We start from the raw sequence: 13,674 nt of genomic DNA on the forward strand, positions 1-13,674 counted from the left end.
GGATTTACCACCGGCGTTCGAAGCGACGGCGCAGCAGGACTGCGGCGGCGTTCATGACGATCATGAAGGCGAGAAGGACAAGAATGGCGGCCGCCGTCCGTTCGTGGAAGGCGCGCTCGGACGCGTTCTCCCAGATGTAGATCAGCGACGGCAGGGCGCCGACGGGCTCATCAATGGCGTGCGGCACGCCCGGCACGAAGCTGATCATGCCGATCAGCAGCAGGGGCGCCGTCTCGCCGAGCGCGTGGGCCATGGAGATGATGGCCCCGGTCATCACGCCGGGCATAGCGAGCGGCAGGACATGGCCGAACACCGTCTGGGTGCGGCTGGCGCCCATGGCCAGGGCCGCCTCGCGGATCGAGGGCGGCACCGCTTTCAGCGATGAGCGGGTGGCGATGATGATGGTCGGCAGGGCCATCAGCGCCAGCACCAGACCCCCGACCAGCGGACTGGCGCGCGGCAGGTGCAGGAAGTTGATGAACAGCGCCAGACCCAGCAGGCCGTAAACGATGGACGGCACGGCGGCCAGGTTGTTGATGTTGACCTCGATGATCGCCGTGATGCGGTTGCGCGGAGAGTATTCCTCCAGCCAGACGGCGGCGCCGACACCGACGGGAATGGCGATCAGGGCCGTCACCATCAGCATCAGGGCCGAACCGACCACGGCGCCCAGCAGGCCCGCCAGCTCCGGCTGGGTCGAGTCGCCCTTGGTGAACAGGGCCGCGTTGAAGTGGGCGCGGATGGCGCCCGAGGCCTTCATCTTGTCCAGCCAGTCCATCTGCGCATTAGAGACGCGGCGCTGGTCCTCGGGCTGATCGCGGGTGATCTTGCCCTTAAGATACATTTCGGCGTCGTCGGACAGGGGCGCGGCGATCGGCACGGTCTGACCCAGCAGGCTGGGCTGGCGCGCGACCATCTTGGCGGCCTGGAACTTCAGCTCCGAGGACAGCAGGGCCTTCATGGCCGAGGCCTTGGTCCCCTGCTCGTCGTCCTGCACGCCCAGGCGGCGGACCTGCTGCTCGGCGACGATCTGCTCAAAGTTGGCGCCCTGTGGATAGGAACGGTCGATCCGCGCCGGATCCATATAGACCGGCAGGGTCACGGTGTGGGCGTAGAAGGCGGTGTAGCCCTGGGTGATGATGCTGCCGAGCAGGATCACCAGGAAGGCCAGCGCCACGCCGATGGCCGCACGGCCGTACCAGCGGAAGCGGGTCTCGCGCGCATAGCGGGCGCGCAGGCGGGCCTTCAGGCGCTGGGTGCGCGGGCTGACGCCGGTCATGGGAGAAGCCGCGTCAGTCATACTGTTCCCGATAGGCTTGCACGATACGCATGGCGACGATGTTCAGCAGCAGGGTGACGACGAACAGCGTCAGGCCCAGACCGAAGGCGGCCAGGGTCTTGGGGCTGTTGAACTCCTGGTCGCCGGTCAGCAGGGTGACGATCTGGACGGTGACGGTCGTGACCGTCTCCAGCGGGTTCAGGGTCAGCTTGGCGGCCAGACCGGCGGCCATGGTCACGATCATGGTCTCGCCGATAGCGCGCGACACGGCCAGCAGCAGGGCGCCAGCGATGCCCGGCAGGGCGGCGGGCAGAAGCACCTTCTTGACCGTCTCGGACTTGGTGGCGCCCATGGCATAGGAGCCGTCGCGCAGGGACTGCGGCACGGCGTTCAGGATGTCGTCAGAGAGGGAGCTGACGAAGGGGATCAGCATGATCCCCATGACCGCTCCCGCCACCAGAGCCATCTGGTTCTGCACCAGAGACAGGTATAGCCCCAGATCGTTCAGCGGCCCGCCGATCAGCATGTCGCCGATGCTGTTGAAGAAGACGCGCAGAGCCGGCCCCACGGTCAGGGCGGCGAAGAAGCCATAGACCACGGTCGGCACGCCCGCGAGAACCTCAAGCGCAGGCTTGACCAGGGCGCGGGTCTTGCGGCCCGAATATTCCGACAGATAGACGGCCGAGAACAGGCCGATCGGCGCCGCCACCGCCATCGCGATCAGCATGATCAGGAAGGTGCCTGCGAACAGGGGCACAGCCCCGAAGGCGCCCGACGACCCGACCTGATCGGCGCGGATGGCGATCTGCGGGCTCCACTTGGTCCCGAACAGGAACTCGGTGATCGGCACCATGCTGAAGAAGCGCAGCGAATCGATCACCAGCGAGAAGATGATGCCCAGCGTCGTCAGCACCGCCACCGCCGAACAGGCGAACAGGAGGCCCGTGATCCAGCCCTCGACCTTGTTGCGCGCACGCAGGTCCGGGCGGATGCGAGTGAAGACAAACAGGCCGCCCAGCACGGCGGCGATCAGGGCGGCGACGCCCCCGCCCCAGTTCAGGGTCGAGGCGATGCGGTGGGCGCGGCGGCCCTCGGCGGGCAGTTCCTCGGCGTAGGGGGCGGGCCAGATCTGGCGCGCCTCCTGCCCGGCGCCGACCAGACGGGCGTCGGCGAAGAAGGCCTCGCGGCGGAAGGGCTCAAGCGCGGCGACGCTGTCCGGCGCGCCCGCCCGCATCATCTGCTGTTCGATCGAGGTCGAGAAGACCGAGGCGGCGATCAGCATGGCCAGCGCCGGCGCTCCAACCCAGATCAGGGCGTAGAGGCCATGTTGGCCGGGTCGCGAATGCGACTTCGCGCCTCGGCTCCGACGCACGGCCAGCGTCCGCCCGGCCACATAGGCCATGACGACGAAGGCGATCAGCAGCAGCAGGAAAATCCAGATCATCCGGTCCGATCAGCGCAGGAATCGATGAACGCGCCGGGTGCGGTGCGTTTCGGCCGGGAAACTGCCTGCGATACGTCAGCGGATTAAGACGGCTGGATGACAGTTATGTTACGGCGTAGGTCCGTCATGTCGCAGTCCTGTGACGGTGAATCCGCAAACGCCCGGATTTCCTTCGCTTCCGTCAGCTTTCAGAGGTCGGAGCCAGCGGGAAACAGGCCGCAAAGATAGCCCCCTGCCCCGGCGCGCTGTCTACCGACAGGCCGCCTCGGTGGCGGATGATGATGTGCCGAACAATGGCCAGGCCCAGACCCGTGCCCTGACGATCGCCGCTCTTCTGTCCCTCGACACGATAGAAGCGCTCGGTCAGGCGCGGCAGATGCTCGCGCGCCATCCCCGGCCCGTGATCACGTACGGTGACCACGGCGTAGCGCTGCCCCGCCTCGCGGTCCGGCGTGGCCAGCGACAGGCGGTTGCCCTCGGCCATCCGGCTCGACATGGCCTCGTCCAGCGTGCGGTCGATCTCGATGCCGACCTCAATGGTGCCGCCCGCGCTGGAGTATTTCAGCGCATTGTCGATCAGGTTCTGCACCACCTGGGCGATCTCGTCCCGGTCGCCGGTCACGGCGGACCCGCCGTGCGGCAGTTCCGCCTTGATCGTCACCTGACGCTCGCGCGAGATGACGCTGACCGCATCGACCACGTCGGCCGTCGCCCGCGCCAGATTAACCCGGCCCAGCGGCGCGATGTGTTCGTTCAGTTCGATCCGGCTCAGAGACAGCAGGTCGGCCACCAGACGCCGCATCCGGTCGGCCTGCACCGCCATGATGTCGAGGAATTTGTCGCGCGCCTTGGGGTCGTCCCTGGCGTGGCCCTTCAGCGTCTCGATGAAGCCGGACAGCGAGGCCAGCGGCGTGCGCAGTTCATGGCTGGCGTTGGCCAGGAAGTCGACGCGCATCTTCTCCATGCGCCGCACGTCCGTCTCGTCGCGCAACGCCAGCAGGGCCAGGGCGCCGCCGCCCCAGTCGTTCGCCTCGCGCGCGGGAAGCGGGCGGATCAGGGCGCGCCAGTGGCGTTCCTGCGCGCCGCCGCCGACATATTCCACCGCCCCCGCCAAGCCCTCGAACAGGGCCTCGTCCACGGCCTCAAGCACGCGCGGCTCACGGATCACCGAGACCAGCAGCCCCGCGCCGGTCCCGCCCAGCCGAAACAGTTCGCGCGCCGAGGCATTGGCCAGGGCGATGCGGCGCCCGGCGATATCGTCCGCCTCGCCGCCGCTGATGATGAACAGCGGATCGTCCAGCGCCTCGAACACATCGCCCAGCAGGGCCGCATCCGGCCCCAGGTCCACGGCGCCGCCGTCCAGATCGGAAATATCCACCGGCGCCGGAGGCGTGCGGTTGACCAGCCAGGTCGCCAGGATCACCGCGGCCGCGCCAGCCGCCAGCCACCCGGCCAGTTCCGGCTTCATCACCGCCAGCACCGCCATGACCAGGACCGCCACGCCGCCGCTGGCGCCCGCCGTCCAGAGCCGGGAGGTCGCCGTAGGGGCTACGGGTGATGGCGGATGCTCATAAGGCATGGTGATCGACGTTATCTCATTCTTCAGCAGACCGGCGTTAGGCTGCTGGACTTGGGGGCGCCGAGTCGCACGACGTCGAACGACACTAAGGGCGTTTCTTCACGGATTTACGGCGGATTTTTCAACAGTTTTCGGAGCAAGCGGAACACAGGCCATGAGGACCGTCATCAGTTGCCTCGTCAATGATCACGACTGGCGCCTGCTCCCGGTCGCCATACTGGTCTGCCTGTTCAGTCTGGCCACCGCCTTCGTACTGACCGACCGGGCGCGGCGCGTGGCGCGGCGGTCGCGCCTGCCCTATATGGCGGCGGCGCCGCTGGTAGGCGGGCTGGGAGTGTGGAGCACCCATTTCATCGCCATGCAGGCCTATGACGCAGGCGTGCCGGTGCGCTACGACCCGGCCGAAACCCTGTTGTCGCTGGCCATCATCATTCTGGCTCTGGGCGCCAGCATCAGCCTGGGTTTCGCAGCCCTTGGTCCGCGCCACGGTTCAATCGTCACCCTGGGGCGCAGAGCGCCGGGCGGCCTCCTTCCTGCGGTGACCGCAGGTTTCGGCGTCACAGCCATGCATTTCGTGGGCATGGACGCCGTACGCCTGTCCGGCGCCGTCATTGTCTGGAACCTGCCTCTGGCGATGGCGGCCGTCGCCGGCGGCGTCGCCATTTTCACCTCCATCGCCTTCCTGCCCTCATGGCGCGACTGGCGGGCGCTGGCGGGCGGAACCGTCATTGCGGCGCTGGGCGTCTGCTGGCTGCATTTCGTCGGCATGAGCGCGGCCTCCGTCATCCCGGCGCCCGGCGTGCTACTGCCGGAAGCCGCCGCCTCGGCCCGGCTCATCGGCCTGTGGACGATGATCGGGGTCGGCCTGACGGTGCTGATCGCCGCCTTTCTGACCGGCATGATCTGGTGGTCGCGACGCAGCGTCCTGGGGCAGGTGTTGGAGGCGATCCACGCCATGCCTGACGGTCTGGGCGTCTATGACGCCGACGACCGGCTGCAAATCTGGAACGAGCGGTACCTGGATATCAGCCCCCATCTGGCCAGCGCCCTGAAGGTCGGCGTCTCGTTTGAAGAACTTCTCGACATCGGCCTGAAGGCGGGCGTCTACCCCGAAGCCGTCGGCCGCGAACGCGACTGGGCCGCCGAACGACTGGCCCAACGCCGCAATCCTCATGGCCCGCGCGAGCTTCAGGTCGGCGATCGATGGCTGCGCGTCCAGGACCGTCGCACCACCGGCGGCGGTCTGGTCACCGTCTGTTCGGACATCACCGACATGATCCGCAGCGCCGAAGCTCTGGCCGAGGCTCGCGACGCCGCCGAAACCGCCAATCGCGCCAAGAGCCGCTTCCTGGCCAATATGAGCCACGAGATCCGCACCCCGCTGAACGGCGTCATCGGCGTCGCCCAAGCGCTGGCGCGAACGGAGCTGAGCACCGGCCAGCATGAGATGCTGGACCTGATCCAGTCGTCCAGCCGCACCCTGCAGACCCTGCTCAGCGACATTCTGGACCTAGCCCGGATCGAGTCCGGACGGCTGGACCTGAAGGAGGAAGCCTTCGATCTGGCCCGCGTCGTCGAAGAAGCCGCCCTGCTCTACGCCGCCGCCGCGCGCGACAAGGGCCTGCAGTTCATCGTCGAGGTAGCGCCCGAAGCCCGCGCCTGGGTCAACGGCGATGCAGTTCGCCTGAAACAGGTGCTGACCAATCTGGTCTCCAACGCGGTCAAGTTCACGTCCTCCGGCTTCGTCAGCTTGACCGTCGACGCCGCCCCGGCGCAGAGGCCCGAGACCCTTCGCTTCGTCGTGCAGGACACCGGCATCGGCTTCGACGCCCCCACTCGCAACCGCCTGTTCACGCGGTTCGAACAGGCCGACGGCGACATCACCCGCCACTACGGCGGGTCCGGCCTGGGTCTGGCGATCTCGCGCGATCTGGCGGCCATGATGGGCGGCGACCTGGACTGCGAGAGCGAACCGGGCGCGGGCGCCGCCTTCATCCTGACCCTGCCGTGGCGTGAGGTCGCCGCGCCCGATACCGCTGCGCCCGCCACCCTGTCGCAGACCTGTGAGCCGCAGGCTTGCGACCCGGCCCCACGCCGCCTGCGCATCCTCGCCGCCGACGATCACCCCACGAACCGCAGGGTGGTCGAACTGATCCTCGACCCGTCCCTGTTCGACCTAGTCTCGGTCGAGAACGGCGCCGAAGCGGTCGAGACCTATCGCGCCCAGGCTTTCGATCTGGTGCTGATGGACATGCAGATGCCCGTCATGGACGGCGTGACCGCCGTGCGTGAAATCCGGCTGCATGAGGCGGTCATTGGCCTTGCGCCTACGCCCATCGTCATGCTGACCGCCAACGCCCTGCCCGAACATCTGCAACAGGCTCTGGTCGCCGGGGCCGACCGCCATATGGCCAAGCCGTTCAGCGTCGAGGCCTTGCTGGCCGCTGTCGCTGAACTGACCGCACAAACGCCTCAGGCCGCGGAAGCCGCGGCCTGAGATCACCTTCATTCAACCGCGGCCGAGCCTATTCGTAGCCGTGCGCCGCTTCGTTGATGACCTGGCTGGGCATGGATGAGAAGTCCACGCTCAGCGGCCGGGCGGCCTTGGACTGGAACGTCCTGATGACGTGCTCCAGACGGCGGCGGGCCTCTCGCTCGCCCTCTCCTGATCCGTCGAGCCCCAGCGGCGCCAGACAGAAGTCGATGATGGCCTGTGGTCTGCTCAGCGGTTCCATAGGGTTTCCTTTCCTGTGAAGTCTGGAACTCAGGCGGCGTGGAACTGGGCGGTTTCGGTGGAGTCCTTCAGGGCCGTCGTCGAGGACTGGCCCGAAGAGATGACCGTGGCGACGTCGTCGAAGTAGCCGGTGCCGACTTCGCGCTGGTGACGGGTGGCGGTGTAGCCGGTCGCCTCATTGGCGAACTCGCGCTGTTGGAGCTCCGAATAGGCCGCCATGCCCCGATCCCGATAGCCGCTGGCCAGCTCGAACATCCCATTGTTCAGGCTGTGGAAGCCCGCCAGCGTCACGAACTGGAACTTGTAGCCCATGGCCCCCAGCTCGCGCTGGAACTTGGCGATGGTGTCCTTGTCCAGCTTGGCTTCCCAGTTGAACGAGGGCGAGCAGTTGTAGGCCATCAGCTTGCCGGGATGCTCCTTCTGGATCGCCTCGGCGAACTTCTTGGCGTCGTCCAGATCGGGGTGCGAGGTCTCCCACCACAGCAGGTCGGCGTATTTGGCGTAGGACAGGCCGCGCGCGATGCAGTGGTCCAGACCCGTGCCCGGCTTCAGGCGATAGAAGCCCTCCGGCGTGCGGTTCTCGCGGTCGATGAAGGGGTGGTCCCGCTCGTCGATGTCCGACGTTATCAGTTGGGCCGACTCCGCATCCGTGCGCGCCACCGTCAGGGTCGGCGTGCCGCAGACGTCGGCCGCCAGACGCGCCGCGATCAGGTTGCGCTCATGCGCCTGGGTCGGGATCAGCACCTTGCCGCCCAGGTGACCGCACTTCTTCTCGCTGGCCAGTTGGTCCTCGAAGTGGACGCCTGCGGCGCCCGCCTCGATGAAGGCCTTCATGATCTCGAAGCTGTTCAGCGGCCCGCCGAAACCAGCCTCGGCGTCGGCGACGATGGGAGCGAACCAGTCGCGCTTGGCGCCGCCTTCGGCGTGCTCGATCTGGTCGGCGCGCTGCAGGGTGCGGTTGATGCGACGGCACAGTTCCGGCGCAGCGTTGGCCGGATACAGCGACTGGTCCGGATACATGGCGCTGGCCGTGTTGGCGTCGGCCGCGACCTGCCAGCCCGACAGATAGATGGCCTTCAGGCCCGCGCGAACCATCTGCATCGCCTGATTGCCGGTCACGGCGCCCAGGGCGTTGATGTAGGGCTCGCTGTGCAGCAGCTCCCACAGGCGGTTGGCGCCGCGCTCGGCCAGCGTATGGGTGACCGGCACCGAGCCGCGCAGACGCAGGACGTCTTCCGGCGAATAGGGGCGCTCGATGCCGTCGAAACGGCCGGCGGGCGAAGGAACCAGATCGGCGAAGGTCGTCATGTTCGTCTCGGTCTCGATAAGGCGCGGCCGCAAGCCGCCGTCCCGAAGACCTGAACACGTCATCGTCACGATTGACACAGATGCAGCCAAGCCATTCAAGTCAAATAGTCACATCATGACACTTGCCAGAAAGTCATGATGTGACATGATCGCGCCATGAACGCCGCCGATCGCAAGCTGTTTCTGGGCGGCCGCCTCAAGCGGCTGCGGCGCGAGCTTGACCTGTCGCAGACGTCGATGGCGGCGGATCTGGGCGTCTCGCCCTCCTATCTGAACCATATCGAGCGCAACCAACGCCCCGTCTCGGCGCAGCTGCTGCTGCGTCTGGCCGAGACCTATGACGTCGATCTGCGCAATCTGGGCCACTCCGGCGGCCCGGCGTCCGAGGCGGAACTGTCCGAAGTCTTCGCCGACCCCCTGTTTCAGGGTCTGGCCGTGCCGCGTCACGAGATCATGCAGCTGGCCGAGGATCAGCCCGCCGCCGCCGACGCTGTGCTGCGCCTCTATCGCGCCTTCACCGACCGCCGCGTGCGCGACCGGGCCGAGGTCGAGGCGGGCGGCGGCGCAGCCCCGACCGACAGCCCGTCTGAGTGGGTGCGCGAATACGTCCAGTCCCGCCACAACCACTTCCCCGACCTCGACGCGCTGGGCGAGGCCCTGAATGACACCCTGCGCGCCGAAGCCCCCGGCCCCGACGAAGGCTTTGAGGCGCTGGCCCGCGCGCGCCTGTTCGCCCGCCACGGCCTGACGGTCCGCACCCTGCCCGCCGAGGTCATGGTCGAATGGACCCGCCGATTCGACCCGCATCGGGGACGGCTGCTGCTGTCCGATGCGCTGGGGCCGTCGTCGCGCGCTTTCGCCGTCGCCAACCAACTGGTCCTGATGGAGCATGGCGCCGAACTTCAGATCCTGACCGAGGCGGCGAACGTCCCTGACGCCCCGACGCGCAACCTGCTGAAAACTTCGCTGACCAACACCCTGGCCGCCGCCGTGCTGATGCCCTACGCCGCCTTCCAGCGCGCGGCCGAGGAAACCGGCTATGATCTGGCCCGGCTGCAGGCCCGATTCGGCGTCGGCTTCGAGCAGGCGGCGCACCGGCTGACCACCCTGTCGCGGCCGACGGCGCGGGGCGTGCCCTTCTTCCTGATGCGGGTGGATCAGGCGGGGAATGTGTCGAAGCGATACGCCTCCGGCGCCTTCCCCTTCTCGCGCTTCGGCGGCGCCTGCCCGCGCTGGCGCCTGCACTCGGCCTTCCGCACGCCGGGCCGCATCGTCACCCAGATCATCGAGACTCCGGATGGCGGTCGCTGGTTCACCCTGGCCCGCACAGTGGATCGTCAGGGTCAGGACGCCTTCACCGAGGGGCATGACCTGGCCATCGGCCTGGGCTGCGAACTGAAACACGCCCACCGCCTCGTCTATGCGCGCGGTCTGGACCTTCAGAAGCCGGAGGTCACGCCCATCGGCCCCGCCTGCCGCCTGTGCGAGCGCCACCCCTGCGCCGAACGCGCCGCCCCGCCGGTTGGACGAGCGCTGACGGTCGACGACTGGTCCAAGTCCGTCAGCCCCTATCCATTTGCCTGACGAGTTTCAGTGCGCCAGCATCAAGGCCACGGGCGCTTCGGTCAGCAGGGTCTGCGTCACCCCGCCGAAGATCCATTGCCGCATCCGCGCATGGCCCCAGGCCCCGGCGACGATCAGCCCGGCTCCCATTTCCTCGGCGCAGTCGATCAGGCGTCGCCCGCCTGAGCGGTCGTCGTGTGCGCGGGCGTCGGGCTCGGCGGCGACACCATGCCCGGCCAGCCACCGGACGACGTCCTGCGTCCTGATCCGCGCCCCGTCGATATCTTCGGGGTCGCACAGTTCGACCACCCGCACGCTGTCGGCGCGCTTCAGCAGCGGCAGGGCCGCCTGCGCCGCCAGTCGGCTCTCACGCGTGTCGGTCCAGGCCAGCAGCGCCGCCGCATCCACCATCGACCGGATCGGATTAGGGGGCAGGACCACGACCGGCCGCCCCGCCCGCATGGCCAGATCAGCCGGATGCGGCGCGCGCCAGGCGCTGAGCCCGCCCGCGTCGCGCCCGACCAGGGCTGCATCCGCCGCCCGCAGATGGCGCAGGGTCAGAGCCGTGGGATCGCCCACATCGCCCCGCCATTCGCCCTCGACCCCCGCCGCCTCGACGGCGGTGCGGAACCTCTGCTCGGCGGATTTCAGCGTGGTCTCGTTGCGCGCCTGCTGGGCCGCCATCACCTCGCCCAGCAATATCCCCGCGCCATAGGCGTCAGCCACCGGCGTCTCGGGCGCGCAGCCCGAAACCCCGATCAGCCGCGCTCCATAGGCGCGGGCCAAGGTACAGGCCTCGATCAGGCGGGCGGGGTTGTCGGCTTCGTCATCGACGTAAACGATCAGACTGGTCCAGGGCATGGCGGCCTCCTGTTTCAGGACACGCCCTATCAACGCACCAAACGCCGTTCCGCGCCTTGAGCAGGATCAATTCACGTCAGGAGGATGCGCGCGCCTTCGGCCCGATGCGGCACGCCAGCGCGGCGGAACAGGCTGGCGATCTCAGCCGCCGGATCGGCTGCCCCCTGATCCAGCATCCGCCCGATGTCGGCCGCCAACGTCGGATCGCCCGAAACACGCGTCAGAGCGTTCAGCCATTCGTCGCGGGACAGCACTCCATCCCTGCGGTTGGCGTCCAGCAAGGGGCGCAGGAAGCCGAACCAGTCGCCCCCGTCGCGCCGCTTTTGCGCCCCTTCGGCCGTCATGGCGAAGACGGCGCCGCAGGCGTAATAGGCGCGGTGCTCGCCCCGCTCCGCCGCTCCGGCCACGCCGCGCCCCTGACTCAGGGTTACGCAGTCGTCGACCTCTTCCTGCAGGGCCTTGCGGTCATCGTAGGCCGGATCCAGCGCCTTCAGCGCTCGCACCGCCATCAGGTCGGCGCCGCCCTCGGTGATCCAGGCGTCGCGCGCGAACTCGTAACGCACCGTCTGGCCCAGCCAGAAGTGAGCGCTTTCATGGGCGATGAACCAGCGGGCGACCCGCTCCATCTCCGCCGTCGGCCGGGTGACGCCCGTCCCCTCGAACGACATGACGATCAGGCCGGGCAGGACGCTGCCCCCCATGCTGGTCATCCGTTCGGTCGGGCCGTTCCACGACACCATGACGACCGGCTTGTCGCCGCCCGCGCCGGGACGACCCAGCCGCTGCATATAGAACTGACCCACGCGCGGGGCGAAGTCGCGGATCTTCTCGCCGATCCACGGCGGCAGATTGGGGTCCATGACCGTGGTCAGCCCCTCGCCCGGCGTCACCCGCGCCTGGCCCAGCAGGACATAGGACCGCTCGCCTGTCGTCGTCAGTTCGGCGTGACGCTCGCCGTTGAACAGCACAGGGCCGTCCAGATCGCGCCAGGTCACGCGCGAGGGTCCGCCGTCCAGATTGAGCCCGTTCAGATCGGCCGGAACCGCCGCCGCCGCCTCGGGCGAGCCGAGGGCGAAGACATCCATCTGCCGCGTCGGCAGGGCCACCGCTCCGTCCGAGAAAACCAGAGTCTTGTACTCCGCCTCCAGTTCGACCGCCTGCGGCCGGACGCTGAAGCGGACATGACGCGGCACGGGGCCGCCGTCCGCGCTGCGGATGATGTCGTAGTGGCCGCGCCGCTCCATCACCACGCCGGGCGTCTCGACCGCCCACTGGCGCGGCCGCCACGGCTCGCGCACGTCGGAGATCAACGCCGAGTCCATGAAGGCCCAGACCACGGCGTCGCGGTTGAAGGCGTAGTCGACCGTCAACCGTCCGTCCGCGCGCGTCACCGTCACCTGCGGCGCCGCCTCGGCGTTCCAGCGAGCGGGCGCCGGAGTCGCAGCGCAGGCGGTCAGCAGGGCGACGACGGACAGGGCGGTTGCAGACAGGACTTTCAGACGCACGAAGAGCAGTCTCCTAGAGGGAACGGCGCAGCTTAGGGCTCTCAAACACCGCCCGTCACCTTACGGTTTCCTCAGCATTACGCCCCTTCGAGGGCGCGCCCCGCCGCGTCCAGCGCCTCGGCCATCGCCGCCTTCAGCCGTTCCGGCCCCAGGATGGTGGCCTGCTCGCCCCAGGTGAACAGATGCCAGGCCAGTTCGCGCATCCCTGAGGCGCGGAACCGCACCACGACCGCGCCGTCGGCCTGATCCTCGATCGTCTGGGTCGGATGCCAGCGCCAGCCGCGCGCCTCACTGGCGCCTTCGGGCGCGATGCGGACGGCGACCTCTTCGATCTCGTCCTGATAGATGCCGAAGGACTGGCTGGCGAAGGCGCCGAGGTCGAAGTCCTGGGGCGGGCGGGCCGTGCCTTCGCCCGCCTCGACTGCGCTCATCCGGTCCAGCCGGAAGGTCTGGATGCGCCCGCTCTCGCGATCCGCCGCCACCAGATAGTTGGCGCGCCCGAACATCAGGCCGCAGGGCGTCATGGTGCGGGTGCGCGCCTCGGCCCCCGGCCGGGCGTAGATGAAGTTCAACGGCCGCTCGGCCAGCACCGCTCCACGGATTTCGGCCAGCACCGTCTCGTCGGCGCTGGGACGCGGCCCGGCCTGAACGGCGATCGTCTCGGCCCGGACCAGAGCCTCCAGATCCGGCGCCATGCGGTTCAGGGTGGTCGAGCGCATCGCCGCCTTCACCTTGCGCTCAAGGCTTTCCAGCGCCGCCGCCCGCGCCGGTTCGCCCGCCGCGCGCAGAGCCGCCGCCGCCTTGGTCAGTTCCAGCATTTCGGTCGCCGTCGGCGCCTGTTCAAAGGCCGACAGCCCGCCGCGGATGCGCCAGCGTTTGGTCGGCGGGTCGGACACCTCCTCTACCTGCGGAAACAGCATCAGCACGGCGTCGCGCATCCGTTCGGCCGTGCGGCGCCCGACGTTCAGCTGAGCGGCCATCTCATTCAGCGTCAGCCCCTCGGCGCTGGCCGCCATGCCCCGCGCCAGATCGATGACCATGGCCGCCTTGTCGTGCCGCAAGATATCTTCTCCACAGAGATACGTCCGAAACTGGCGCAATGCTGTCTCATATTCATCCTGTCAGCAAGAGGCGACGCCTTTCGCATCAGGAGTTTTCACATGGCCTTCGTCCGCACCCCCTCCGTCCAGAAGCCCGCCCGCAAGACCTTCGCCGACCGCTACATGATCGTGCCTTGCGAAACCGAGAGCGATCTGGCCGTCATCTGGGACCGTCAGGAAGAACAGGTCGTAGACGTCATCAGCGCCTCGACCAGCCGCTACACCAACGAGGACGCCCTGTGGGACGAGTTCCACACCCCGCCGTTCAACGCCCGTTCGGACTGGCGCGCGGCGGCCTGAG

11 protein-coding genes are annotated in these 13,674 nt (G+C 68.3%); 3 read left to right on the plus strand and 8 right to left on the minus strand.

What is annotated here, in order from left to right; genetic code table 11:
• Positions 1-4: 4 nt before the first annotated feature.
• The 3 genes from pstA to D1604_RS08515 form a co-directional block, all read right to left on the minus strand.
• A complete protein-coding gene (pstA, locus tag D1604_RS08505) occupies positions 5-1,300 on the minus strand; it encodes a phosphate ABC transporter permease PstA (protein ID WP_119412939.1) in 1,296 nt (431 codons plus the stop codon).
• Positions 1,293-2,723, minus strand: coding sequence for a phosphate ABC transporter permease subunit PstC (pstC, locus tag D1604_RS08510; RefSeq protein ID WP_024353318.1), 1,431 nt, complete (start codon positions 2,721-2,723; stop codon positions 1,293-1,295). The genes pstA and pstC overlap by 8 nt, the downstream gene beginning before the upstream one ends.
• A gap of 181 nt (positions 2,724-2,904) precedes the next feature.
• Complete coding sequence (locus D1604_RS08515; RefSeq protein ID WP_029673205.1) at positions 2,905-4,224, minus strand: sensor histidine kinase; 1,320 nt, start codon at positions 4,222-4,224, stop codon at positions 2,905-2,907.
• Positions 4,225-4,456: 232 nt separating this feature from the next.
• On the opposite strand from D1604_RS08515, the gene D1604_RS08520 reads away from it, so the two are divergent.
• Positions 4,457-6,799 (plus strand): ATP-binding protein, encoded by a 2,343-nt coding sequence (locus tag D1604_RS08520; RefSeq protein WP_119412940.1) that lies wholly within the window; start codon positions 4,457-4,459, stop codon positions 6,797-6,799.
• A gap of 28 nt (positions 6,800-6,827) precedes the next feature.
• Here the strand turns inward: D1604_RS08520 and D1604_RS08525 are convergent, their stop codons facing one another.
• Both D1604_RS08525 and aceA read right to left on the minus strand, forming a co-directional pair.
• Positions 6,828-7,037 (minus strand): hypothetical protein, encoded by a 210-nt coding sequence (locus D1604_RS08525; RefSeq protein WP_024353321.1) that lies wholly within the window; start codon positions 7,035-7,037, stop codon positions 6,828-6,830.
• Between the two features lie 29 nt (positions 7,038-7,066).
• A complete protein-coding gene (gene aceA / locus D1604_RS08530; RefSeq protein WP_119412995.1) occupies positions 7,067-8,344 on the minus strand; it encodes an isocitrate lyase in 1,278 nt (425 codons plus the stop codon).
• Between the two features lie 156 nt (positions 8,345-8,500).
• On the opposite strand from aceA, the gene D1604_RS08535 reads away from it, so the two are divergent.
• Positions 8,501-9,928: a helix-turn-helix domain-containing protein gene (locus tag D1604_RS08535; RefSeq protein WP_119412941.1), complete on the plus strand. Its 1,428-nt coding sequence runs from the start codon at positions 8,501-8,503 to the stop codon at positions 9,926-9,928.
• A gap of 6 nt (positions 9,929-9,934) precedes the next feature.
• Here D1604_RS08535 and D1604_RS08540 read toward each other — a convergent pair whose 3' ends face one another.
• From D1604_RS08540 to D1604_RS08550, 3 genes are all read right to left on the minus strand, one after another.
• Positions 9,935-10,768: a universal stress protein gene (locus tag D1604_RS08540; protein WP_119412942.1), complete on the minus strand. Its 834-nt coding sequence runs from the start codon at positions 10,766-10,768 to the stop codon at positions 9,935-9,937.
• 71 nt (positions 10,769-10,839) lie between these two features.
• Positions 10,840-12,273, minus strand: a complete 1,434-nt coding sequence (locus tag D1604_RS08545) for a hypothetical protein (protein WP_119412943.1) — start codon at positions 12,271-12,273, stop codon at positions 10,840-10,842.
• A 77-nt stretch (positions 12,274-12,350) separates the two neighbouring features.
• Positions 12,351-13,334 carry a helix-turn-helix transcriptional regulator gene (locus D1604_RS08550; protein ID WP_233551983.1) on the minus strand — a complete coding sequence of 328 codons (984 nt, stop codon included), beginning with the start codon at positions 13,332-13,334 and terminating at the stop codon, positions 12,351-12,353.
• Between the two features lie 99 nt (positions 13,335-13,433).
• Between D1604_RS08550 and D1604_RS08555 the strand changes: the two genes are divergently transcribed.
• Positions 13,434-13,673: a hypothetical protein gene (locus D1604_RS08555; protein ID WP_024353327.1), complete on the plus strand. Its 240-nt coding sequence runs from the start codon at positions 13,434-13,436 to the stop codon at positions 13,671-13,673.
• Position 13,674 lies beyond the last annotated feature (1 nt).

Origin of the sequence: Brevundimonas sp. LPMIX5, from assembly GCF_003576505.1 — a bacterium.
GTDB classification, from domain to species: domain Bacteria; phylum Pseudomonadota; class Alphaproteobacteria; order Caulobacterales; family Caulobacteraceae; genus Brevundimonas; species Brevundimonas naejangsanensis.

Excerpts from the sequence above, each read along its gene's own strand:
- pstA (WP_119412939.1), bottom strand. The coding sequence starts at position 1,300 with ATGACTGACGCGGCTTCTCCCATGACCGGCGTCAGCCCGCGCACCCAG.
- pstC (WP_024353318.1), bottom strand. The coding sequence starts at position 2,723 with ATGATCTGGATTTTCCTGCTGCTGCTGATCGCCTTCGTCGTCATGGCC.
- D1604_RS08520 (WP_119412940.1), top strand. The coding sequence starts at position 4,457 with ATGAGGACCGTCATCAGTTGCCTCGTCAATGATCACGACTGGCGCCTG.
- D1604_RS08525 (WP_024353321.1), bottom strand. The coding sequence starts at position 7,037 with ATGGAACCGCTGAGCAGACCACAGGCCATCATCGACTTCTGTCTGGCG.
- aceA (WP_119412995.1), bottom strand. The coding sequence starts at position 8,344 with ATGACGACCTTCGCCGATCTGGTTCCTTCGCCCGCCGGCCGTTTCGAC.
- D1604_RS08535 (WP_119412941.1), top strand. The coding sequence starts at position 8,501 with ATGAACGCCGCCGATCGCAAGCTGTTTCTGGGCGGCCGCCTCAAGCGG.
- D1604_RS08540 (WP_119412942.1), bottom strand. The coding sequence starts at position 10,768 with ATGCCCTGGACCAGTCTGATCGTTTACGTCGATGACGAAGCCGACAAC.
- D1604_RS08555 (WP_024353327.1), top strand. The coding sequence starts at position 13,434 with ATGGCCTTCGTCCGCACCCCCTCCGTCCAGAAGCCCGCCCGCAAGACC.